This window comes from Pseudomonas sp. W2I6 (genome assembly GCF_030815935.1).
Lineage (GTDB): Bacteria > Pseudomonadota > Gammaproteobacteria > Pseudomonadales > Pseudomonadaceae > Aquipseudomonas.
In genome coordinates this window covers 5,376,556-5,399,760 of sequence record NZ_JAUSXJ010000001.1, presented here as the reverse complement: position 1 = coordinate 5,399,760, position 23,205 = coordinate 5,376,556, and the positions used below count along the sequence as shown (strand labels likewise).

At 60.0% G+C, this 23,205-nt stretch carries 21 protein-coding genes and 1 pseudogene; 13 read left to right on the top strand and 9 right to left on the bottom strand.

Annotated elements, in window-relative coordinates; all coding sequences use genetic code 11:
- The first annotated feature begins 202 nt into the window (after positions 1–202).
- Both ettA and gdhA read left to right on the top strand, forming a co-directional pair.
- Positions 203–1,867 (top strand): energy-dependent translational throttle protein EttA, encoded by a 1,665-nt coding sequence (ettA, locus tag QF039_RS24990; protein ID WP_003215833.1) that lies wholly within the window; start codon positions 203–205, stop codon positions 1,865–1,867.
- Positions 1,868–2,216: 349 nt separating this feature from the next.
- A complete protein-coding gene (gdhA, locus tag QF039_RS24985; protein ID WP_134327343.1) occupies positions 2,217–3,554 on the top strand; it encodes an NADP-specific glutamate dehydrogenase in 1,338 nt (445 codons plus the stop codon).
- Here gdhA and QF039_RS24980 read toward each other — a convergent pair.
- The 4 genes from QF039_RS24980 to QF039_RS24965 all read right to left on the bottom strand — a co-directional run bounded on the left by QF039_RS24980 (position 3,551) and on the right by QF039_RS24965 (position 7,301).
- Positions 3,551–4,048 (bottom strand): GreA/GreB family elongation factor, encoded by a 498-nt coding sequence (locus QF039_RS24980; protein WP_177067052.1) that lies wholly within the window; start codon positions 4,046–4,048, stop codon positions 3,551–3,553. The two genes, gdhA and QF039_RS24980, sit on opposite strands and share 4 nt — an antisense overlap.
- A 70-nt stretch (positions 4,049–4,118) precedes the next feature.
- Positions 4,119–4,475, bottom strand: a complete 357-nt coding sequence (locus tag QF039_RS24975; protein WP_102369931.1) for a hypothetical protein — start codon at positions 4,473–4,475, stop codon at positions 4,119–4,121.
- A gap of 389 nt (positions 4,476–4,864) precedes the next feature.
- Positions 4,865–6,718 (bottom strand): DUF4105 domain-containing protein, encoded by a 1,854-nt coding sequence (locus QF039_RS24970; protein WP_307521217.1) that lies wholly within the window; start codon positions 6,716–6,718, stop codon positions 4,865–4,867.
- A 94-nt stretch (positions 6,719–6,812) separates the two neighbouring features.
- Positions 6,813–7,301, bottom strand: a complete 489-nt coding sequence (locus QF039_RS24965; RefSeq protein WP_003215845.1) for a DUF3015 domain-containing protein — start codon at positions 7,299–7,301, stop codon at positions 6,813–6,815.
- Positions 7,302–7,568: 267 nt separating this feature from the next.
- Here QF039_RS24965 and QF039_RS24960 point away from each other — a divergent pair.
- Together QF039_RS24960 and QF039_RS24955 are read left to right on the top strand one after the other, a co-directional pair.
- Positions 7,569–10,008: pseudogene (locus tag QF039_RS24960) on the top strand (Lon protease family protein).
- A 200-nt stretch (positions 10,009–10,208) separates the two neighbouring features.
- A complete protein-coding gene (locus tag QF039_RS24955; RefSeq protein WP_003215849.1) occupies positions 10,209–10,535 on the top strand; it encodes a hypothetical protein in 327 nt (108 codons plus the stop codon).
- A 57-nt stretch (positions 10,536–10,592) separates the two neighbouring features.
- Here QF039_RS24955 and QF039_RS24950 read toward each other — a convergent pair whose 3' ends face one another.
- Positions 10,593–12,428 carry a hypothetical protein gene (locus tag QF039_RS24950; RefSeq protein ID WP_219406167.1) on the bottom strand — a complete coding sequence of 612 codons (1,836 nt, stop codon included), beginning with the start codon at positions 12,426–12,428 and terminating at the stop codon, positions 10,593–10,595.
- 166 nt (positions 12,429–12,594) lie between these two features.
- Between QF039_RS24950 and QF039_RS24945 the strand changes: the two genes are divergently transcribed.
- Together QF039_RS24945 and QF039_RS24940 are read left to right on the top strand one after the other, a co-directional pair.
- Positions 12,595–13,083 carry a TIGR00645 family protein gene (locus QF039_RS24945; RefSeq protein WP_003215853.1) on the top strand — a complete coding sequence of 163 codons (489 nt, stop codon included), beginning with the start codon at positions 12,595–12,597 and terminating at the stop codon, positions 13,081–13,083.
- 113 nt (positions 13,084–13,196) lie between these two features.
- A complete protein-coding gene (locus tag QF039_RS24940) occupies positions 13,197–13,814 on the top strand; it encodes an FKBP-type peptidyl-prolyl cis-trans isomerase (RefSeq protein ID WP_003215854.1) in 618 nt (205 codons plus the stop codon).
- A 54-nt stretch (positions 13,815–13,868) separates the two neighbouring features.
- Here the strand turns inward: QF039_RS24940 and QF039_RS24935 are convergent, their stop codons facing one another.
- The 3 genes from QF039_RS24935 to QF039_RS24925 all read right to left on the bottom strand — a co-directional run bounded on the left by QF039_RS24935 (position 13,869) and on the right by QF039_RS24925 (position 15,821).
- Positions 13,869–14,126 carry a hypothetical protein gene (locus QF039_RS24935; RefSeq protein ID WP_003215856.1) on the bottom strand — a complete coding sequence of 86 codons (258 nt, stop codon included), beginning with the start codon at positions 14,124–14,126 and terminating at the stop codon, positions 13,869–13,871.
- Positions 14,127–14,323: 197 nt separating this feature from the next.
- On the bottom strand, positions 14,324–14,665 hold the full coding sequence (locus QF039_RS24930) for a zinc ribbon domain-containing protein YjdM (RefSeq protein ID WP_003215858.1): 342 nt from the start codon (positions 14,663–14,665) through the stop codon (positions 14,324–14,326).
- A 187-nt stretch (positions 14,666–14,852) separates the two neighbouring features.
- Positions 14,853–15,821 (bottom strand): polyprenyl synthetase family protein, encoded by a 969-nt coding sequence (locus tag QF039_RS24925; protein WP_003215860.1) that lies wholly within the window; start codon positions 15,819–15,821, stop codon positions 14,853–14,855.
- Positions 15,822–16,198: 377 nt separating this feature from the next.
- On the opposite strand from QF039_RS24925, the gene rplU reads away from it, so the two are divergent.
- The 5 genes from rplU to QF039_RS24900 all read left to right on the top strand — a co-directional run bounded on the left by rplU (position 16,199) and on the right by QF039_RS24900 (position 19,964).
- Positions 16,199–16,513 (top strand): 50S ribosomal protein L21, encoded by a 315-nt coding sequence (gene rplU, locus QF039_RS24920; protein ID WP_003176051.1) that lies wholly within the window; start codon positions 16,199–16,201, stop codon positions 16,511–16,513.
- 34 nt (positions 16,514–16,547) lie between these two features.
- The gene (gene rpmA, locus QF039_RS24915) at positions 16,548–16,823 is read left to right on the top strand and encodes a 50S ribosomal protein L27 (protein WP_003215862.1); all 276 of its coding nucleotides are present in this window, start codon (positions 16,548–16,550) and stop codon (positions 16,821–16,823) included.
- 193 nt (positions 16,824–17,016) lie between these two features.
- Positions 17,017–18,240 (top strand): Obg family GTPase CgtA, encoded by a 1,224-nt coding sequence (cgtA, locus tag QF039_RS24910; protein WP_003215864.1) that lies wholly within the window; start codon positions 17,017–17,019, stop codon positions 18,238–18,240.
- A 123-nt stretch (positions 18,241–18,363) separates the two neighbouring features.
- Positions 18,364–19,482 (top strand): glutamate 5-kinase, encoded by a 1,119-nt coding sequence (gene proB, locus QF039_RS24905; protein WP_003215866.1) that lies wholly within the window; start codon positions 18,364–18,366, stop codon positions 19,480–19,482.
- Between the two features lie 17 nt (positions 19,483–19,499).
- The gene (locus QF039_RS24900) at positions 19,500–19,964 is read left to right on the top strand and encodes a CreA family protein (RefSeq protein ID WP_008432835.1); all 465 of its coding nucleotides are present in this window, start codon (positions 19,500–19,502) and stop codon (positions 19,962–19,964) included.
- Between the two features lie 101 nt (positions 19,965–20,065).
- Here the strand turns inward: QF039_RS24900 and rpsT are convergent, their stop codons facing one another.
- Entirely contained in the window at positions 20,066–20,344 is a 279-nt protein-coding gene (gene rpsT, locus QF039_RS24895) for a 30S ribosomal protein S20 (RefSeq protein ID WP_003215870.1), read from the bottom strand.
- A gap of 254 nt (positions 20,345–20,598) precedes the next feature.
- Here rpsT and murJ point away from each other — a divergent pair, with 254 nt between their 5' ends.
- Positions 20,599–22,137 (top strand): murein biosynthesis integral membrane protein MurJ, encoded by a 1,539-nt coding sequence (murJ, locus tag QF039_RS24890; RefSeq protein WP_307521205.1) that lies wholly within the window; start codon positions 20,599–20,601, stop codon positions 22,135–22,137.
- 119 nt (positions 22,138–22,256) lie between these two features.
- A complete protein-coding gene (ribF, locus tag QF039_RS24885) occupies positions 22,257–23,195 on the top strand; it encodes a bifunctional riboflavin kinase/FAD synthetase (protein ID WP_003215874.1) in 939 nt (312 codons plus the stop codon).
- The last annotated feature ends 10 nt before the right edge of the window (positions 23,196–23,205 follow it).

Here is a 23,205-nt window from a genome sequence, read left to right as displayed (position 1 = left end):
TTGTGGCAAAGTGCCAGCCCCGCCTGGCTGGACTGCCCACCCGCATTCAGGTAGCTTTGCCGGTTACGCGAGGGCGTTCCAGCCCCAGACAATCAGGCATCTACCGCACGCAGGCATTGATAGACATCAACGGCCCGCGCGGCGCATGGCCTGGCACGGGTTTCGCCCGCTTAATTCATCAGTCACTGACGCTAGGTTCACCATGGCTCAATACGTCTTCACCATGCATCGGCTGGGAAAAGTTGTTCCGCCGAAGCGGGAAATCCTGAAAAACATTTCTCTGTCCTTCTTCCCGGGCGCCAAGATCGGCGTGCTCGGCCTCAACGGTTCGGGTAAATCCACCCTGTTGAAAATCATGGCCGGCGTCGACACCGAGTTCGACGGCGAAGCCCGCCCGATGCCCGACCTGAACATCGGCTACCTGCCACAGGAACCTATCCTGGACCCGACCAAGACCGTGCGTGAAGTGGTCGAGGAAGCGGTCAGCGTGATCAAGAACGCCCAGGCCCGCCTGGACGAGGTCTACGCGGCCTACGCTGAAGAAGACGCCGACTTCGACAAACTGGCGGCAGAACAGGCCAAGCTCGAAGCCATCCTGCAAGCCGCCGACGGTCACAACCTGGACCGCCAGCTGGAAGTCGCCGCCGACGCGCTGCGCCTGCCGGCGTGGGACGCCAAGGTTGAACACCTGTCCGGTGGTGAAAAGCGTCGTGTGGCCCTGTGCCGCCTGCTGCTGTCGGCCCCCGACATGCTGCTGCTCGACGAACCGACCAACCACCTGGACGCCGATTCCGTCGCCTGGCTGGAGCATTTCCTGCACGACTTCCCGGGCACCGTGGTTGCGATCACGCACGACCGGTACTTCCTGGACAACGTTGCTGGCTGGATCCTTGAGCTCGACCGTGGCGCCGGTATCCCTTACGAGGGCAACTACTCCGGTTGGCTGGAAGCCAAGTCCGACCGTCTGGCCGCCGAATCCAAGCAACAGTCGGCCCATGAAAAGGCCATGAAGGACGAGCTGGAATGGGTGCGTAAAGGCGCCAAGGCGCGTCAGTCGAAATCCAAGGCCCGTCTGGCGCGTTTCGAAGAGATGCAGTCCCAGGAATTCCAGAAGCGTTCCGAGACCAACGAAATCTACATCCCGGCCGGTCCGCGCCTGGGTGACAAGGTCATCGAGTTCAAGAACGTCTGCAAGGGCTACGGCGACCGCGTGTTGATCGACAACCTGTCGTTCTCCATGCCAAAAGGCGCCATCGTTGGCGTGATCGGCGGTAACGGTGCGGGTAAATCCACACTGTTCCGCATGCTGATGGGCAAGGAACAACCGGACTCGGGCACCATCGAAGTCGGCGAAACCGTGCAACTGGCTTGCGTTGACCAGAGCCGCGACGACCTCGACGGCAGCAAGACGGTGTTCCAGCAGATTTCCGACGGTTCCGACCAGATCCGTATCGGCAACTACGAAATCCCGTCGCGCACCTACGTGGGTCGCTTCAACTTCAAGGGCGGCGACCAGCAGAAGTTCGTCAAGGATCTGTCCGGTGGTGAGCGCGGTCGCTTGCACCTGGCCCTGACCCTGAAAGAAGGCGGCAACGTATTGCTGCTCGACGAACCGTCAAACGACCTCGACGTTGAAACCCTGCGTTCCCTGGAAGAAGCCCTGCTGGACTTCCCGGGCGCCGCCATTGTGATCTCTCACGATCGGTGGTTCCTTGACCGCGTGGCCACTCACATCCTGGCGTACGAAGACGACTCCCAGGCGGTGTTCTTCGAAGGCAACTACACCGAATACGAAGCCGATCGCAAGAAACGCCTCGGCGAAGCTGCTGCCCAGCCGCATCGTGTACGGCACAAGAAGCTGGCCTGATCCGGGTTGGTGGTTTGAACAAGCGGAGCCTTCGGGTTCCGCTTTTTTTTGCGTGTTTTCAGGTGGACCGCGTCGTCTGCATCGCAGGCAAGCCAGCTCCCACAGTTGACCGCATTGTCATGGATGCACTGGATCAAATGTAGGAGCTGGCTTGCCTGCGATAGCGGATTAACTGTTGGTGCAAGGCCTGGATTGAAATCCTCATTAAGGTGCAAAAAACGCCTGTATTTATATCTAATGCACCATTTAAATTCACAAAAGCGACATTTTGCCCTGTCGCGGTGCGACATGAATTGATAAAGTCCGGGACAAATCTCCTTTAATGACAATAAATTTGCCGAGACTTTTCATGATCGAATCCGTTGAATCCTTCCTTGCCCGCCTCAAGAAACGCGACCCCGACCAGCCGGAATTCCACCAGGCCGTGGAAGAAGTCCTGCGCAGTTTGTGGCCGTTTCTTGAAGCCAATCCCCACTACCTGAACTCGGGCATCCTGGAGCGCATCTGCGAGCCGGAGCGTGCGATTGTGTTCCGGGTGTCGTGGGAAGATGACCAGGGCAAAGTACGGGTCAACCGCGGGTTCCGGATCCAGATGAACAGCGCCATCGGACCTTATAAAGGTGGCCTGCGCTTCCACCCGTCGGTGAACCTGGGCGTGCTGAAATTTCTCGCCTTCGAACAAACCTTCAAGAACTCCCTGACCTCGCTGCCCATGGGCGGCGGCAAGGGCGGCTCGGACTTCGATCCCAAGGGCAAGAGCGACGCCGAGGTGATGCGTTTCTGCCAGGCGTTCATGAGCGAGCTGTATCGCCATATCGGCTCGGACGTGGACGTGCCCGCCGGTGATATTGGCGTGGGCGCCCGGGAGATCGGCTTCCTGTTCGGCCAGTACAAGCGCCTGAGCAACCAGTTCACCTCGGTGCTGACCGGCAAGGGCATGAGCTACGGCGGCAGCCTGATTCGCCCGGAGGCCACCGGTTTTGGCTGCGTGTACTTCGCTGAAGAAATGCTCAAGCGCAACGGCGAGCGGGTCGAAGGCAAGCGCGTGGCCATCTCCGGCTCCGGCAACGTCGCCCAGTACGCGGCGCGCAAGGTCATGGACCTGGGCGGCAAGGTGATTTCCTTGTCCGACTCCGAAGGCACTCTGTACTGCGAAAGCGGTTTGACCGAAGAACAATGGTCGGCACTGCTTGAACTGAAAAACGTACAGCGCGGGCGCATCAGCGAGCTGGCACCGCGTTTCGGCCTGGAATTCCGCGCCGGCAAAGCACCCTGGGAACTGGCCTGCGACATCGCGTTGCCCTGCGCCACCCAGAATGAACTGGACGCCGAAGCGGCGCGCACCCTGTTGCGCAATGGCTGCGTCTGCGTGGCCGAAGGCGCCAACATGCCGACCACCCTGGAGGCGGTGGATATCTTTATCGAGGCCGGCATCCTGTTCGCGCCAGGCAAGGCGTCCAATGCCGGCGGGGTGGCGGTGAGCGGGCTGGAGATGTCGCAGAACGCCATGCGCCTGCTGTGGACCGCCGGTGAAGTGGACAGCAAGCTGCACAACATCATGCAGTCGATCCACCATGCGTGCGTGCACTACGGCGAAGAGAACGGCCGGGTCAACTACGTGAAGGGCGCCAACATTGCAGGCTTCGTGAAGGTTGCGGATGCAATGCTGGCCCAGGGCATCGTTTAACCCTCGGGGTCGATGCGCAGGATTTCGATCAACTGATCACCGACGGGGCGCCTCCACAGCACCTCGTCGCCCACCTGTGCACCCAGCAGAGCGCGGCCCAGTGGGGAACCCCAGTTGATCAGGCCCACCGTGGCGTCGGCCTGGTCTTCGCCCACTAACTGAATGCGCTGCTCTTCGTCCTGTTCGTTGGCAAAGGTCACCCAGCTGCCGATTTGCACCTTGTCGGTGGAGGTTGCCGGCGCCACCACCTGTGCGCTTTGCAGGCGCTGGTTGAAGTAACGCAAATCCCGCTCAAGGTCGGCCTGGCGCTGTTTATCGGCCTGCTCGCCCTTGGCGGATTCTTCGCTGTGCTCATGCTGCAACTGCGCGACCCTGGCCTGCAATTGTGCAAGTCCGCGGGCAGTGAGGTGATTGGGTTGCGCGCTGACCTGGCGTTCCACCGGTTGGCTGGCCTGGGCAGCGGCGCTGTCTTCGTTGACGAAAGCTCGACTCATGACGTTCTCCTGCTATGGAGTTTGGGCCATGGTCGCAGGGGTTAAGTTTCGCTGGATGTCTGGAAGCGACCTATTGCGAGCGAAAGGCCCTGGCAGCGTCGCGGTCTTTTTCCTGTTGCCAGGCGCGTTCGCGGTCGTCCCAGTGGCGATTCTTGTAGTCGTTCAGGTCTTCGTTCTCGCGCATGGCCTTGCATTGGCGAAAGCCATCATCCCAGCCTTCGGCGTAGGTGCGGTCTTTCAGGTAGCGCGGGACGTTCTTGCGAAATTCCCCGGTGATCACCCCGGCAGCCTGGCGGCCGCTGCTGCAACCGTCGTCATAGCCATCGGCGAAGGCGGGTGGATAACCCTTGGCCAGCAAATCCTCATGGGTTGATTGGCAACCCGACAGCAGGGCCAACAGGCCCAGCACTCCAGCGTACCGCCACATCGCTTGCTCCCTGGCCGTTGAACGGCTGATGGGGGAAGTGTAGGAGTGGATTCGTTCGGGGTATGTGAAACGGATGTGAGAAAACCGTGTGACGCTGCGGCTTCGGGCGATCACGCGCCCCCTGTGGCGAGGGAGCTTGCTCCCGCTGGGGCGCGAAGCGGCCCCTGTTCAGGGTATTGAGATATTCCAGAGAGGGTGAGGTGTCTGGTTTTGGGGCTGCTGCGCAGCCCAGCGGGAGCAAGCTCCTTATGGACTAATTAGAGATCGTTCCCACGCTCTGCGTGGGAATGCCGCTCTGGACGCTCTGCGTCCGCTTTTAAAGGTCGTGACGCAGAGCGTCACAGGATGCATTCCCACGCGGAGCGTGGGAACGATCTACGGCTCAGGGATTAATAGTGATACCACTTCACTTCCAGCATCACTTCGTTCACCGGTGTCGCGAGGTGGCTGTATTCCCGCTGCGCACTCAGTCTCAGCCCCAGGTTGCGCGACAATTCCCACTGTTGATTCAGGCTGATACTGCGCCGCACCTCGCCATTGGTGAAGAAGTCACCCTTGGCTTCCAGGCTCAGGTTGCCCAGCGGGTTGCGCCACAACACACCTGTATTGAACCCGGCAGCCGGGGAGATGGCTTCACCGAAGTCGCTGTTGTGCTCCACACGCACGGTGCCGAGGGCGAAGCCAAGCACGTCGTCGCGCAGTTGCCAGGTGCCGCCCGCGCCACCGTTGACGTGGCTGACGAGTGTCTCGTCGTCATGCTTGCCCGGTACGCGCTCCAGGCCGCCGGTGACTTGCCACGACCACGGTTGCAGCAGCTCGTTGCGTGGGGTCAGTGAGCGGATGGTTGCCAGATCCAGTTGCTGCAATTGCCAGTGGTTGCCTTCGTACTGGCGCAGTTTCATTTGCAGGATTTCAATCTGCGCGCCCAAGGGAAAGCCTTCGGCGTTGTCGTTCAGGTCGTGGTAGGCCATGCGCAGGCCGTATTCGCCGAAGGCCTTGTCGCCCCGGGTGCCGATGCCGGCTTGCCAGGTGCGGGATTCGTGGCCGTCTTCGGGCAGGCCGGGGCGTTCGATCTTCAGGTCCGGCGCCGGGTTCTGGTTGATCGCCCGCAGCAGTTCGAAGCTGCGCTGGGAGCGTTCGGTGTCGCGCTCCAGGCCGTTGGCGCGGTAGCGGCCAAGGCGGTAGGCGGCGTCGATGATCAGGGCCTGGCGGTCTTTGGCGATAGCCTTGAACGCCGGGTCCTGCAGTTGTTTCTGGTCGTCGCTGATCTTCAGCACCCATTGCTGCTCGTCGCTGTCCAGCGGCTTGGCGCGTTCCAGCAGCTCCCGTTCACGGGAAGGGCGGTAATCGATTTTCTCCACCAGGCCGGCTTCTTTCACGGCTTTTACCGTGTCGGTAGGGATCGCGGTCAGCGGGAATTGTTCGGTCAACCGCAGGCTTGGGCGGGCCACTTGCAGCAGTTCCAGCAGGCGATAGGAGCAGTTTTCGTCGAAGAAGAAGTAGTCGAACTGGATCTGCTTGAGTTCCCACACGTGCTCGACCATGCGCTCGGTCTCGACCTGGGTCAGGTTCAGGCGGTATTCCCACAGGTCGCGGTTCTCCAGGCTACGGTATTCCGAGAGTTTTTCCTGGTAGGGCACCAGCGCGAACAGGCCCGGGTAGCCGCCCATCAGGCCCTTCCAGGCGTAGAGGATGCTGTTGTCCGAGCCTTCGATATAGGCGCCAAAGTTGATCGCGTAGCTGAGCAGGGCGGTGTTGTTGCTCTGCACGTCAGCCTGGTCGATGCGCAGCAGGGTATGGCCGAACATTGATGACGGGCTGTTGAGGTAGGCCGCCGGGAAGATCATCACCGCGCTGTGGGGGGCGACGTCCTTGAACCATTGCTTGAACTCCTTGCAGTCCAGCGTCGGCAAGTCCGTCAGGTGCAACTGGTCCTTGAGCCAGCGTGTACGTGCCGGGTAAACGCATTGGGCGTGCTTTTCGCCGAGGCTGGCCGGGGCATACAGCGCCTCGACAGTGGCCTTCAGCTCCTGGTCCGGATGGTGGGCGCCATCGGGAGCGAGGAAGAATTTCTTGTCGCTGACATAGCTGCGCCAGCCTTTGAACTTGCCGGATTCGTAGTGCCCCAGCGAAAGCCAGAACGGGTCGTTGGCCAGTTGCTGCAAACGTTGATCATCAAGGTGCGGCGCCGCATACAGCGGGGCGCAGGCGAAGAGTGCCAGGTAGGCAAGGCGTTTGAGCATGTGGGCAACTTAAGTCGAGATAAAAAGACCCAAAGGGGAGGCAGGTCCAAAAATAATAAAAACCCGTGCCTCGAAAGGCACGGGCGGGTCGAGCTTAAGCCTGGGTAGCGTATTTCGCCAGACGGGTGTCGCTTTTCAGTACAGCCAGGGTGTTGTTGTGCACGTCATCAGCGGTTACGTCAGCCTTGCTGAAGATTTGCTGGAAGTGCTCGTGAGTCACAGCGGCAAAGTGCTCGCGGTCTTCAGGAGCAACGCCCAGTACTACAGCGTAGGTAGTCAGCGCTTCGCCGTTACCCTTGGCCATGTCTTCGGACAGCTCGTTCATCATGCCATTCATGGCAATCCACGATTTGCCACCGTAGGTCAGTGCGCTGTTGGTGCTGCAGCCGTTGGTGCCCGAGGTCATGCCGAACGTGGCGTTACCCGAGGTACCGTTGGTGGTGGAGGCCAGGAAGTGAGCCGGAGTGCCGCGTTGGCCTTCGAACAACATGTTGCCCCAACCGCAGTTCGGGCCACCTGGCGCTTCTGCCATTGCATTGAGGGAGACGACGGTGAAGAGAGTACCGAGAAGGATCCGTTTCATAGCTTTGTTCTCTTTGTGTGCAAACCAATGGACAAGGGTTCAGGTGCCTGACAGCACCCTAGGGGTCGGTTATTAGTCCAACCCGCAGCAGGTTGGAGTTTAGGCATGATCCAAGGGTTCCGTGACTTTTTATGAAACAAGCCGGAAACACTCGGTTTTTTTACAGCCCCGAACACGGGGCTATGCTTTCCCCAAGCCGTCCTTGCCAGCCGGCCCAACCCGGCGCCAGAATGCCGTCATCTGCCCCGCCTGATGTAAGGAAGCCCGATGCCTGATCCTGTTGCTGCCAGCTTGCGTCTAGCGCCCGAAGCGCTGACCCGTCCTTTTTCCGCTGAACAGTTCAGCTTCTCGACCACCAATGATTTGGAGCCCTTTCGCGGTGTGCTTGGCCAGGAACGTGCGGTCGAAGCCTTGCAGTTTGGTGTGGCCATGCCACGCCCCGGTTACAACGTATTTGTGATGGGCGAGCCCGGTACCGGGCGCTTTTCGTTCGTCAAACGCTACCTCAAGGCCGAAGGCAAGCGCCTGCAGACCCCGGCCGACTGGGTCTACGTCAATAATTTCGATGAGCCTCGCGAACCCCGCGCGCTGGAACTGCCTGCGGGCGGTGCTGCCGCGTTCATCTCCGATATCAACGGCCTGATCGACAACCTGGTCGCGACCTTCCCGGCGGTGTTTGAACACCCGACGTATCAACAGCGCAAAAGCGCCATCGACCGTGCCTTCAACCAGCGTTACGACCGTGCCCTGGACGTCATCGAGCGCCTGGCCCTGGAAAAAGACGTGGCGCTGTACCGTGACAGCACCAACATTGCGTTTACCCCGATGCTCGACGGCAAGGCCCTGGACGAGGCCGAGTTCTCGCAGTTGCCCGAAGCCGACCGCGAGCGTTTCCACACCGATATTTCCGAACTGGAAGAACGCCTCAACGAAGAACTCGCCAGCCTGCCCCAGTGGAAGCGCGAGTCCAATAACCAGATGCGCCAGTTCAACGAAGAAACCATCACGCTGGCCTTGCAGCCACTGCTGGCGCCGTTGTCCGAAAAATATGCGGAGAACGCGGCCGTCTGCGGCTACTTGCAGGCGATGCAGGTCTACCTGCTGAAAACCGTGGTCGAGCAGTTGGTGGACGACGCGAAAACCGACGCCCAGGCCCGCAAGTTGCTGGAAGAACAGTACTGCCCGAGCCTGGTGGTGGGGCATCCGATCAACGGTGGCGCGCCGGTGGTCTTCGAGCCGCATCCGACCTACGACAACCTGTTCGGCCGTATTGAATACAGCACCGACCAGGGCGCGCTCTACACCACCTATCGCCAATTGCGTCCGGGTGCGCTGCACCGTGCCAACGGTGGTTTCCTGATCCTTGAAGCCGAGAAGATGCTCAGCGAGCCGTTTGTATGGGACGCCCTCAAGCGTGCCTTGCAATCGCGCAAGCTGAAGATGGAATCACCGCTGGGCGAACTGGGCCGCCTGGCCACGGTGACCCTCAACCCGCAAGTGATCCCGTTGCAGCTCAAGGTGATCATCATCGGCTCCCGCCAGTTGTACTACGCGTTGCAGGACGCGGATCCGGACTTCCAGGAGATGTTCCGGGTACTGGTGGATTTTGACGAAGACATCCCGATGGTGGATGAAAGCCTGGAGCAGTTCGCCCAGTTGCTGAAAACCCGCACCTCGGAAGAAGGCATGGCGCCGTTGACCTCCGATGCGGTGGCGCGGCTGGCGACCTACAGCGCGCGGTTGGCGGAGAACCAGGGCCGCTTGTCGGCGCGTATCGGTGACTTGTTCCAGCTCGTCAGCGAGGCGGACTTCATTCGTCACCTGGCCGGTGATGAGCGCACCGACTCCGGGCACATCGAGCGCGCACTCAAGGCCAAGGCCACGCGCACCGGGCGGGTGTCGGCGCGGATTCTCGACGACATGCTCGCCGGGGTGATCCTGATCGACACCGCCGGCGCGGCGGTGGGCAAGTGCAACGGGCTGACGGTGCTGGAGGTGGGGGACTCGGCGTTTGGTGTGCCGGCGCGGATTTCTGCCACGGTGTACCCGGGCGGCAGCGGCATCGTCGATATCGAGCGTGAAGTTAACCTCGGCCAGCCGATTCACTCCAAGGGCGTGATGATCCTCACCGGTTACCTGGGCAGCCGTTATGCCCAGGAATTCCCGTTGGCGATCTCGGCGAGTATCGCCCTGGAGCAGTCCTACGGCTATGTCGACGGCGACAGCGCGTCCCTGGGCGAAGCCTGCACCTTGATCTCGGCCCTGTCGAAGACGCCGCTCAAGCAGTGCTTTGCCATCACCGGCTCGATCAACCAGTTTGGTGAGGTGCAGGCGGTCGGCGGGGTCAACGAGAAGATCGAAGGTTTCTTCCGTCTTTGCGAGGCCCGCGGGCTGACCGGCGAGCAGGGGGGCGATCATTCCCCAGGCCAACGTCGCGACACTGATGCTCGATGAGAAGGTGTTGCAGGCCGTGCGGCAGGGGCAATTCCACGTCTATGCCGTGCGTCAGGCCGACGAGGCCTTGAGCCTGCTGGTGGGTGAGCCTGCGGGTTCGCCCGACGAGGAGGGGCAATTCCCCGAAGGCAGCGTCAATGCGCGGGTGGTGGAGCGTCTGCGGGCGATCGCCGAGATGATCAGTGAAGATGACCTGAAGGAAGCCGAGAAGGAGTTGGCGCAGGAAGCACTGGCTGAGACCAAGCCGGTGTAATCAATGCCGAAGGGGCCTGGTTCCAGGTCCCTTCGGCATATTTTTGACGCCGTCGTGACGGCAGTCATCCGTTGGTCCCCCAGCCTTGGTTTGTACCGGGTTTCTTCTATTCTCAGCTCAAGGGATAGCCACAGGAGTCGCTGGATAGAAACAGTCTTGCCCTGCGAGGCTGAATACCGGATCTACCGAGGGTCGCCGCCATGTCGCGCAACCTCTGCCTCACCCGCCAGTGCCTGGGCCTGGTCACCCGTATCGAATGTTCCATTCGCCCTCTCGCGGGGGATACCGGGATGTGGACCTTGTTGTTTGCCGCCGGAATGACCGGCGAACAACCCTCCACCATCAAGTCCCAAGGCCCGTTCCACGGACCTTTCGTGGCACAAACCATCCTCGATTCGATTGTTGAAAGCCTGACCCTGCACGGGTACGAGCTGGCTGACGACCCGCAGATCTGGTGCCTGCACCTGCAGGCGCACTTGCGACAACTCAATGGTGGGCGGCAGACGGTGCTAAGCGATATCCGCTGACCGCACTCCCCCCGTAGCAGCTGGCGCTCGACAACTGCTACGGGGGCGGGGGAGGGGCTATGGCTTGGGGGCAGGGGCCGCCTCGGGTTTGTCCAGCTTCACCTCAAACCCATACTGCACCGTGTCCAGGCCGGTGCGCTGGTAGGTCTCCAATGTCGTCGGCTGGCCGTAGAAGTAATGCACGTCGAACAGCGCCGTGCCGTATTCCTCGGCGCGGTGGCTGACGCCGAGAATTTCCTTCAGGTAGTTGCCGCTGGCGTCCTTGGCATAGAACCGCCAGCTGTCAGAGGGGAACAGCTTCTGGTCGACAATCAGCGCGTTGTCCTTCAGCTCCAGGCCCTTGGGCAGTTGGCCGGCAGTGAGGCTGCCTTTCTCGATGGTCGCCAGGAACAGCGGCATCGATCCGACGGCAAACCCCGGGTTTTCAGGGAACAGGTTCAGGTCATAGGTGATGGTGCCGCGCCCCGGGTCGACCTCGTAGGCTTCGGCGGGCAGTTCGATCGGCTCGCCAAGCTTGCCTTCGTCGTTGGCGGTGAGGAACGTCACCGGGGCATCGCCGCCGCCGCGGTCCTCGCCCAGCAGGTCGTCGTTGAAGGTGTAGGGGTGATCGAACTCAACGTGCGCCGCACTGGCGTCATCCACCGACTGGTTGATGGTGACGCTTTTCTTCAGTTGGTCTTCGGACAGGGTGGCGTCCTTGAGCCAATCCGCAGCCTGGTCGTCATACACCGTGACGGGCATCGGCAACGGCTGTACGGTTTTTTCCAGGCTGTTCTTGTCGAAGCGCCGTACGGGCAGGTCCAGGTCCTTGCGGGTCACCGTGGCCTGGGAAAAGTCGAGCACGCTGACTTGCACATTGTCGATCAGGCCATTGAAGTACACCTTGGTGTAATGGCTATTCTGCTTGAGCTCGAAGGCTTTCTGCTCGTCTTCCAGCTGTTTCTCGAAGGCGTCGGACCAGGCCTTCTGCTTCTGCATTTCGGCCAGTTGCTTCTCGTAGAACGCCAGTTGCGCGGCGTTTTCGTTGATCGAGCCCGAGCGCGAGAGAAATTGCCCGGTGGTGTCACGAGCCTGCACCAGCAACGGGTTCGGCGATTCGTCCGCGACTTCCGGCGCCAGCGGGGCGCTGTTGGTCAGTTCGATCTCGGCGTAGTTCTTTTCCAGGGCCAGCAGGGTGACGGTGACGTTTTCTTCGGTGCGCTTGCGGCCCACGTCCTTTTTCGACAAGTCGAAGGTGAAGACTTTACGCGGGGCAATCACTTCCACCTTGCCCTTGAGGGTGACGGGCTGCGGCTGGCTTTTGTTCTCCGTCTCGACGCCTTCGACGAATGGGTAGGTCACCGTCAGGTCATCGGGGTTGGTCAGGTTGGAACTGGTGGGGCTCAACTGGATGCCCGGGTCGGTTTCCGACCATTCCGGCTGGAACGGGATGACCTTGCTGTTGCTCAGGGTCACCGACTGCCATTCCAGGCCGTGTGGGAAGGGGAACTGGTCGGGCATGTTGAAGTTGAACGGGAAGATCGGCTGCAGGTCCGTCAGGTAGTCCGAATGGGACGCCTTGCGCAGGACAAACAGGCCATTGATGTAGGTATCGACCAGCGCCTGCGGTGTAGGGTAATGCTTGAGCAGCGCCAGGGCGTCTTCGCTGTACTCGGCCTCGATGGGCTTGGTGGCGAGCTTGGCGCGCGCCCGTTCCAGCAACAGCAGCGAGCCTCCGAGCTCGGACACGGCGTCCTTGAGCTTGGGGTCCTGGATGGCGTCCAGGGATTGTTCGAACTTGGCGGTTTTCTCTTCGAGACTGGCTTGCTTGTGTTCATCGCTTGGGGAACAACCGCTGCCCATCAGCAACGCCGCACACAGGCCAAGGCTGGCCAAAGGGGATCGCACATCCATTATCTGAGTTTTCCTGTCCGACATCATCGAGCCGAGTTGATGAGCTCGACACTAGCAGAAAAATTCCTTAACAGATGCCGTACAGATCAGTTTTCTCGACGGTTTCTGGGGTTTGGGTGCGGCTGGTATACTCGCCGCCATTTTTAGCCAAGCTGTGTGAGATTCAATGGAACGCTTTATCGAAAATGCAATGTATGCCTCACGCTGGCTGTTGGCGCCGATCTATTTCGGGCTGTCCCTGGGGCTGCTGGCGCTGGGCCTGAAGTTCTTCCAGGAAGTGTTTCATGTGATTCCCATCGTGTTCACCATGAGTGAGTCGGATGTGATCCTGGTGCTGCTGTCGTTGATCGACATGGCCCTGGTGGGCGGCCTGCTGGTGATGGTGATGATCAGCGGCTACGAGAACTTCGTCTCCCAGCTGGACATCGACGAAAGCAAGGAGAAGCTCAACTGGCTGGGGACCATGGACTCCTCGTCGCTGAAGATGAAGGTCGCGGCGTCCATCGTGGCGATTTCGTCGATCCATCTGCTGCGGGTCTTCATGGACGCCAAGAACGTCGATCCCGAGCACCTGAAATGGTACGTGATCATTCACATGACCTTCGTGGTGTCGGCGTTTGCCATGGGCTACCTGGACAAGGTTACCAAGCATTAATCAGCCCCTGGCGCTCTCCTGCGCGGGGCTCATCAAGGGCGTGGCTTGTGTGCTAGTCTGCTCGCCCTTTTAGTTTGGACGGCACCTGTGTCGTCCTACAGCGGAGCCTTTCCATGTCCGAAGTTAATCTGTCCACCGACGAAACCCGCGTGAGCTACGGCATTGGCCGTCAGTTGGGCGACCAGCTGCGCGACAACCCGCCACCGGGCGTGAGCCTGGACGCGATCCTGGCTGGCCTGACCGACGCTTTTGCCGGCAAGCCTAGCCGTGTGGACCAGGAGCAAATGGCCGCCAGCTTCAAGGTCATCCGCGAAATCATGCAAGCCGAAGCCGCTGCAAAGGCTGAAGCTGCTGCTGGCGAAGGCCTGGCTTTCCTGGCTGAAAACGCCAAGCGTGACGGCATCACCACCCTGGCTTCCGGCCTGCAATTTGAAGTGCTGACTGCAGGTAGCGGCGCCAAGCCGACCCGTGAAGACCAGGTGCGTACGCACTACCACGGCACCCTGATCGACGGCACTGTGTTCGACAGCTCCTACGAGCGCGGCCAGCCTGCGGAATTCCCGGTTGGCGGCGTGATCGCCGGCTGGACCGAAGCCCTGCAACTGATGAATGCCGGCAGCAAATGGCGCCTGTACGTGCCGAGCGAACTGGCTTACGGCGCTCAAGGCGTTGGCAGCATCCCGCCGCACAGCGTTCTGGTGTTTGACGTCGAGCTGCTCGACGTTCTGTAAGACCTTACCTGCAGGAGCGAGCCTGCTCGCTCCTGCAGTGTTTTGCGCGGTTGCTCATGGATGAAACTTGCCATTGAGATCCGTCACCGGGCGCAACGCTCGGGCATAGCAGAACAGAAACAGATTTCTCACCACTTCCTTCAGCACCCCGGGCTCACTGGAACTCAGGCCATTGACGTCCAGGTCGCCCTGATCCTGCAGTTCGCTTAACGCCTCTTCTTCCAGCACCGCGCAGACTTCCCCGGTTTCCCGATGGAGGATTCGCAAGTAAGGGTGTGGACGGTCCAGCCAGGCATCGATCAAATAAGTCATGGGAAGTATCTCCTTGATGGGTTTCAATGAGAATAATTCTTATTCGTAGAATAGCAAGTCCCTATTGGCCATTTCCGGACTTTTCTGTGTGGATATTGTTTTTGATCAAAAGGCCTGGCCTTTTGCCGCCAGTGCGGAACTGACGCGGGGAGGGTGAAGCGCCATCCCGTGCAGGGCACGGGATGGAGGCAGCATATTCAGACCTTGCGGACGAACTCGGACTTGAGTTTCATCGGGCCGATACCGTCGATCTTGCAGTCGATATCGTGGTCGCCATCGCACAGGCGGATGTTCTTGACCTTGGTGCCGACCTTGACCACCAGGGACGTGCCCTTGACCTTGAGGTCCTTGATCACGGTGATGGTGTCACCGTCCTGCAGGACGTTGCCCACAGAGTCTTTCTTCACGGATTCATCGCTGGCCGCCTCGGCTTCGCCGCCGACGGCCCACTCATGGGCGCATTCCGGGCAAATCAGCTGGGCGCCATCTTCGTAGGTGTATTCGGAATTGCATTTCGGGCAGGGTGGCAACGTGCTCACTAAAGCTCCTTGGTTTCAGGATGGCTAAAAAGCGCGCATTGTATAGGGTTTTAGCCGGGCAGGGGGCAGCAACGCCAGAGAACGCTGTGGGAGCTGGCTTGCCTGCGATGCAGGCACCTCGGTTTGTCTGTTACACCGCGGTGATGCAATCGCAGGCAAGCCAGCTCCTACATGGAGCAGAGCAGAATCAGTGAGTACGGGCGACCGCGAACTCACTCAGCTCAACCAGGGCGTCCCGGTATTCGCTGGCTGGAAGGGCTTCCAGGCATTGGATCGCGCGAGCCACGTAGTCACGGGCCAGTTGCGCGGTGTATTCAAGGGAACCCGAGGCTTCCACGGCTTCGCGGATGCTTTCCAGGTCTTCGATCCCGCCTTTCTGGATCGCCTTGCGCACCAGGGCGGCCTGTTCCGGCGTGCCTTCGCGCATGGTGTAGATCAGTGGCAAGGTCGGCTTGCCCTCGGCCAGGTCGTCACCGACGTTCTTGCCCAGGGTTTCGGCGTCGCCGCGATAGTCCAGTAGGTCGTCCACGAGCTGGAAGGCTACGCCCAGGTGATCGCCGAACGTGCGCAGGGCTTCGCTCTGCTCGGGCGTCGCTTCGCACAGGGCGGCGGCGCTGTGGGTCGAGGCTTCGAAGAGCATCGCGGTTTTGCCGCGAATCACTTCCATGTAGGTTTCTTCGGTGGTGCTGGCGTCGCGAACCTTCGACAGCTGCAACACTTCGCCTTCGGCGATGATGCGCGTGGCCTGTGAAAGAATCTTCATCACCGGCATCGAGCCCAGCTCGACCATCATTTCGAACGAGCGCGAGTACAGGAAGTCGCCCACCAGCACGCTCGGCGCGTTGCCCCACATCGCGTTGGCCGTCTCGCGACCACGGCGCATGCCGGACATGTCGACCACGTCGTCGTGCAGCAGGGTGGCGGTGTGCAGGAACTCGATGGTCGCGGCCAGCAGGCGCAGGTCATCGCCTTCGCGGCCCAGGGCCTTGCCACACAGCAACACTAATAAAGGACGCAGGCGTTTACCGCCGGCCGACGTAATGTAGTCGCCAATTTTGGAGACCAGCGGCACTTTAGAAGTCAGCTGCTTCTTGATGATGCCGTCGACGGCGCTAAAATCGTCCGCCACCGCGCGGTAGAAAGCTTGGGGTTGCATCAGCGACAGTCGCTCCAGAAGGGTTGCGCGGCATGCTAGGACCCGCGTCCCGTAGTGTCAAGGCGCGACCAGTCACCATGAAAGCTACTGCGCTCGGCAATCCTGCGTCAAAAACAGGCTCGGAATGCTCATTTACAGCCAGTAGACTCCGCTTCCTCGCCTGTTTTTTCCTTGTCTTGCCTTCGCTCGCTACGCTTTCACGGCGACTGGCGGCTACTTGCAACACCTCCATAGCTTGCGTACAATCGCGCACCCTGAACTTCCTGGGCAGCACCTGCCTTACGCAATTGCATTCGGGACGTCCATCCCATGCAGCCATGCCAGCCAATACCTCTTCTTATAAAGCGCTGGGTGAGCAGGATTATCGGAGAAATACCATGTCGTACGCAGTAATTGTTACTGGTGGCAAGCAATACAAGGTCGCCCCAGGTGAATACCTGAAGATCGAGAAGCTGGAAATCGCTACTGGCGAATCCGTTACTTTTGATCGCGTTCTGTTGGTCGCCAATGGCGATGACGTGAACATCGGCGCTCCAGTTGTTGCAGGCGCTACCGTTGTGGCTGAAGTGATCTCCCAAGGTCGTCACGATAAAGTCCGCATCATCAAGTTCCGTCGTCGTAAGCACCACATGAAGCGTATGGGCCACCGCCAGTGGTACACCGAGATCAAAATCACCGGTATTCAGGCTTAATTTCAGCCTAATTCCTCACTAGGAGAATTGACTCATGGCACACAAAAAAGCTGGTGGTAGTACCCGTAACGGTCGCGACTCAGAAGCCAAACGCCTTGGCGTGAAGATGTATGGCGGCCAGGTTATCATTCCGGGCAACATCATCGTGCGTCAGCGCGGCACCCAATTCCACGCCGGTTACGGTGTTGGCATGGGTAAAGATCACACTCTGTTCGCTAAAATCGACGGCGTGATCAAGTTTGAAGTAAAAGGCGCTTTCAACCGCCGTTACGTGAGCATTGTCCCGAAGACTGAAGTCGTCGCGGCATAATTACGTAGTTGCTGGAAAAGCCCTGTCTCGCGACGGGGCTTTTTCGTTTGTGGGGTGAGTCTCTTGCAAAGCTGTTTGTGATGGGCGAAAGCAGTGGATTTGCGGTCGTTGCTTGAGGTCGCTGCGCTCATTTTTGCAAGAGTCTTATGTCTTGGTTTCTTAAGCTCGTCCGTGTGGCGAGAGGCGTTTTGTTATGAAGTTCGTTGATGAAGTTTCGATCCGAGTAAAAGCTGGCGACGGCGGTAACGGTTGCATGAGTTTCCGTCGGGAAAAATTCATCGAAAACGGTGGTCCTAACGGTGGTGATGGTGGTGATGGCGGCTCGGTCTACATGATCGCCGACGAAAACCTCAACACCCTGGTGGACTACCGGTACACCCGGCACTTTGACGCCGAGCGTGGCTCCAACGGCGGCAGCACCGACTGCACCGGTAAAAAAGGCGAAGAACTGGTACTGCGGGTTCCGGTCGGCACCACCGTTATCGACTCCGCAACCCAGGAAGTCATTGGTGACCTGACCAAAGCCGGTCAGCGCCTGCTGGTGGCTCATGGCGGCTGGCACGGTCTGGGTAACACCCGTTTTAAGTCCAGTACCAACCGTGCGCCACGCCAGACCACGCCGGGCAAGCCAGGCGAGCAGCGTGACCTCAAGCTGGAAATGAAGGTGCTGGCTGACGTGGGCCTGCTGGGCTTGCCGAACGCCGGCAAAAGTACGTTCATTCGCTCGGTGTCTGCTGCCAAGCCGAAAGTCGCCGATTACCCGTTCACTACCCTGGTGCCGAACCTGGGTGTGGTCAGCGTCGACCGCTGGAAAAGCTTCGTGGTTGCGGACATTCCGGGCCTGATCGAAGGCGCTTCCGACGGCGCAGGCCTGGGGATCCGTTTCCTCAAGCACTTGTCCCGCACCCGTTTGCTGCTGCACCTCGTCGACATGGCGCCGCTGGATGACACCAGTGCACCGGACGCTGCTGAAGTGATTGTCAGCGAGCTGACCAAGTTCAGCCCGTCCCTGGCTGAGCGTGACCGCTGGTTGGTGCTGAACAAGTGCGACCAGATCCTCGAGGAAGAGCACGAAGAGCGCGTCAAGGAGATCGTTGATCGCCTGGAGTGGACCGGTCCGGTCTACGTGATCTCGGCCATTGCCAAAGAAGGCACTGAGCGCCTGACTCGCGACATCATGCGTTACCTCGAAGACCGTGCCGATCGCCTGGCCGCCGACCCTGTCTACAAGGCCGAGCTGGCTGAACTGGATCAGCGCATCGAAGACGAGGCTCGTGCCCAGTTGCAGGCGCTGGATGATCAGCGTGCCCTGCGTCGCAGTGGCGTCAAGTCGGTCCATGATATCGGTGACGATGATTGGGACGAGGAAGACGTGGATGATGAAGATGGTCCGGAAATCATTTACGTGCGCGACTGATTCGTTGCAGTAAACTTAAGCGCCGCTCAATCGAGCGGCGTTTTGGTATCTGGAAATCGGTAGTCACGAATAACGTTATGGGCGGCGCTGGGTCGCGCGGCCCTCTATCTAAGGTTGAAGATGATGCGGAGCAAGGTGACAGGTGCGCAGCGTTGGGTCGTTAAGATCGGTAGCGCGCTGCTGACGGCGGATGGCAAGGGGCTGGATCGTGCGGCCATGAGTGTCTGGGTGGACCAGATGGTGGCCTTGCATGAGGCCGGCGTCGAGTTGGTGTTGGTGTCGTCCGGGGCGGTTGCCGCCGGCATGAGCCGCCTCGGCTGGACCGCGCGACCCAGCGCGATGCATGAGCTGCAGGCTGCCGCCGCCATTGGTCAGATGGGCCTGGTACAGGCCTGGGAGTCCAGCTTTGCCGAGCACGGGCGCCACACGGCGCAGATTCTGCTGACCCATGACGACTTGTCCGACCGCAAGCGCTACCTGAACGCCCGCAGCACCCTGCGTGCCCTGGTTGAACTCAAGGTGATCCCGGTGATCAACGAGAATGACACCGTGGTGACCGACGAGATTCGCTTCGGTGACAACGACACCCTGGCAGCGCTGGTGGCCAACCTGGTTGAGGCTGATTTGCTGGTGATCCTCACGGATCGCGACGGCATGTTCGACGCTGACCCGCGCAATAACCCTGAGGCCCAGCTGATTTACGAAGCGCGTGCCGATGATCCGGCGCTGGATGCGGTGGCTGGCAGTGTCGGCGGTGCCCTGGGGCGTGGCGGCATGCAGACCAAGCTGCGTGCGGCACGGCTGGCGGCGCGTTCCGGTGCGCATACCATCATCGTTGGCGGTCGGATTGAGCGGGTGCTGGATCGTCTCAAGGCGGGCGAGCGCATCGGTACGCTGCTGTCGCCTGAGCGCGGCATGCTGGCGGCGCGCAAGCAGTGGCTGGCGGGGCATCTTCAGACGCGCGGTACCCTGGTGTTGGATGCTGGTGCGGTTTCAGCGTTGTCCCAAGGCAACAAAAGCTTGTTGCCGGTGGGTGTAAAACTGGTCCAGGGCAGCTTCCGCCGTGGCGAAATGGTGGTGTGTGTGGCGCCGGACGGTCGTGAGATTGCCCGTGGCCTTGCCAACTACAGCGCCCTTGAGGCGCAGAAAATCATCGGGCAGTCGTCTGAGGCGATTGTCGGTCTGTTGGGTTACATGGCTGAGCCGGAGCTGGTTCACCGGGATAACCTGATTCTGGTTTAAGTAAAAAGGAAGTCTCGATGCGCGTAATGAAGGGATTGCTCGGTTTGCTGCTGGCGATGCCGTTGCTGGCGTCGGCCGAAGAGATTGGCCAGGTGTCGACGGTGTTCAAGTTTGTCGGCCCCAATGACCGGATCGTGGTCGAGGCCTTTGATGACCCGAAGGTGGATGGCGTGACCTGCTACCTGTCTCGCGCCAAGACGGGTGGGGTAAAGGGTGGGTTGGGTCTGGCGGAGGATCGCGCCGAGGCGTCGATTGCCTGTCGCCAGGTAGGTGCAATTCGCTTCAAGGGCGAGCTGAAGGATGGGGATGAGGTGTTCAAGGAGCGCACGTCCCTGGTCTTCAAGACCATGCAGGTGGTGCGTTTCCTCGACAAGAAACGCAATACCCTGGTGTATCTGGTCTACAGCGACCGCTTGATCGAAGGCAGCCCGCAGAATGCGGTGACGGCGATTCCGATCCTGCCGTGGCCCACAGCGCAATAAATCTGAAGCAGAGCCGGCATGCCGGCTCTTTTTTTTGGCTTTCCCAAATCGCAGGCAATAAAAAACCGACCCTGGGGTCGGTTTTTTAACAAGCTTATCGCTTAGGCTGCAGCAGCAAGGTTCAGAGCCTTGATGTGGCCATTCAGACGACCTTTATGGCGAGCAGCTTTGTTCTTGTGGATGATGCCTTTATCGGCCATACGGTCGATAACTGGCACAGCCAGAACGTAAGCAGCTTGAGCTTTTTCAGCGTCTTTTGCGTCAATGGCTTTAACTACATTCTTGATGTAGGTACGAACCATGGAACGCAGGCTGGCGTTGTGGCTGCGACGCTTCTCAGCCTGTTTTGCACGTTTTTTGGCGGAAGGTGTGTTGGCCACCGTCGAGCTCCTCGAAAGACTTTTTAGGAAATAGCAAACAAAATAGGCCGCGAATCATGCCGATGAGTTGAAGTCTTGTCAAGGGCGTGTGATGCGAACTGCTGAGTGGTCGATCTTAAGAGGCGGGTGATTTATTTCCGGCGCTTGACCTGTAAACTCGCGAGCTTTGGCTCTGTGCTTGTTGCAGGCGCGGAGTATCGCATATGTGGGCCGTTTGTTCGCCTGCTCTTTATCTATAGGCAAAAACTCTTTCAATGAATCTGCTCAAATCGTTGGCCGCTGTCAGCTCTATCACTATGATTTCCCGGGTTCTGGGGTTTGTGCGTGACACGCTGCTGGCACGTATTTTTGGCGCCAGCATGGCCACGGATGCCTTCTTTATTGCCTTTAAACTGCCCAACCTGCTGCGGCGGATCTTCGCCGAGGGGGCTTTTTCCCAGGCATTCGTGCCGATTCTGGCAGAGTACAAGGCCCAGCAAGGCGAGGAGGCGACCCGCACCTTCATTGCCTATGTTTCGGGTTTGCTGACGTTGGTGCTGACGCTGGTGACGATCGCCGGGATGCTCGCCGCGCCCTGGGTGATCTGGGCCACGGCCCCCGGTTTTGCCAATACACCGGAAAAATTCGCCCTGACCACTGATCTGTTGCGGGTGACCTTTCCTTATATATTGCTGATTTCCCTGTCGTCCCTGGCCGGGGCGATCCTCAATACCTGGAACCGTTTCTCGGTGCCGGCCTTCGTGCCGACCCTGCTTAACGTCAGCATGATTATTTTTGCGCTGTTCCTGACACCGTATTTCGATCCGCCTGTGATGGCCCTCGGCTGGGCGGTCCTGGCTGGTGGCCTGGCACAACTGCTGTACCAGCTGCCGCACCTGAAGAAAATCGGCATGCTCGTGCTGCCGCGTTTGAATCTCAAGGACACCGGCGTCTGGCGGGTGATGCGCAACATGCTGCCGGCCATCCTCGGGGTTTCCGTCAGCCAGATTTCCCTGATCATCAACACCGCCTTCGCCTCGCTGCTGGTCTCGGGTTCGGTGTCGTGGATGTACTACGCCGACCGTCTGATGGAATTGCCGTCCGGCGTGCTCGGCGTGGCACTCGGCACCATCCTGCTGCCAACGCTGTCGCGCACCTATGCCAGCAAAGACCGCCACGAATATTCGCGGATTCTCGACTGGGGCCTGCGCCTGTGCTTCGTGCTGGTGCTGCCGTGTGCCGTGGCCCTGGGGTTGCTCGCCGAGCCACTGACGGTCGCGCTGTTCCAGTACGGCCAGTTCACTGCGTTTGACGCCTCGATGACCCAGCGTGCGCTGATCGCTTATTCCGTCGGCCTGCTGGGCATTATCGTGATCAAGGTGCTGGCCCCCGGCTTTTATGCTCAACAAAACATCCGTACCCCGGTAAAGATCGCGATCTTCACCCTGGTGGTTACCCAGCTGCTCAACCTGGCGTTCATCGGTCCGCTGAAGCATGCCGGGCTGGCGCTGGCGATCAGTGTGGGGGCCTGCATCAACGCCGGGCTGCTGTTTTATCAGCTGCGTAAACAGAAAATGTTCCAGCCTCAGGCGGGCTGGGGCTTGTTTGCGCTCAAGTTGGTGGTGGCAGTGGGGGCGATGGCCGCGGTACTGCTGGGCCTGATGCACTTCATGCCGGCCTGGGAGCAGGGCCATATGCTCGAGCGCTTCATGCGCCTGGGAGCGTTGGTGGCGGCTGGTGTGCTGGTGTACTTCGGCATGTTGCTGCTGATGGGCTTCCGCTTGCGGGATTTCAATCGCAAGTCGCTGAGCTAGAGACTTTTCGTCGATAAGACGGTTGTTTTATCGATTCGCGCAAATGGCCTGCGCTGTTGCCTGTCGTCCGGGGGCCGGGTGTGGTTATAATCGACCACTTTATGAGCAAGAAGCGCGTTATGCAGCTGGTTCGAGGTCTCCACAACCTGCGCCCCCAGCATCGGGGCTGCGTCGCCACTATTGGCAACTTTGACGGTGTTCACCGTGGCCACCAGGCTATCCTGGCCCGCCTGCGTGAGCGTGCGGTTGAGTTGGGCGTGCCCAGCTGCGTGGTGATTTTTGAACCACAGCCGCGAGAATTCTTTACCCCGCAGACGGCGCCGGCGCGTCTGGCCCGCCTGCGGGACAAGCTGCAACTGCTGGCTGAAGAAGGTGTGGACCGCGTCCTCTGCCTGGCTTTCAACCAGCGCTTGCGCAGCCTCAGCGCCGCCGAGTTCGTCGACCGTATCCTGGTGGACGGCCTCGGCGTGCAGCATCTGGAGGTCGGCGACGACTTCCGTTTCGGTTGCGACCGGGTAGGGGATTTCGATTTCCTGCAGCAGGCCGGCGTCACCCAGGGTTTTACCGTCGAAGCCGCGCAAACCGTCGAACTGGACGGCCTGCGCGTGAGCAGTACCCAGGTGCGTAACGCCCTGGCCGCTGCCGACTTCGCCTTGGCCGAGCGTTTGCTCGGTCGCCCGTTCCGGATTGCCGGGCGGGTGCTGCACGGCCAGAAGCTGGCGCGCCAACTGGGCACGCCAACCGCCAACGTGCAGCTCAAGCGCCGTCGTGTGCCACTGACCGGGGTTTACCTGGTGAGTGTCGACATCGACGGCCAATCGTGGCCCGGAGTCGCCAACATAGGCGTCAGGCCCACGGTTGCAGGTGATGGCAAAGCCCACCTGGAAGTTCACCTTTTGGATTTTGCCGGTGATTTGTATGACCGGCGTTTGACGGTGGCTTTCCACCAAAAGCTGCGTGAAGAGCAGCGTTTCGCCTCCCTGGAGGCGTTGAAAACGGCGATCAATGCGGATGTCGCCGCCGCCCGTGCACTAGCCGCACCTAGCGCCCATCGCTAATGAAGAGCCT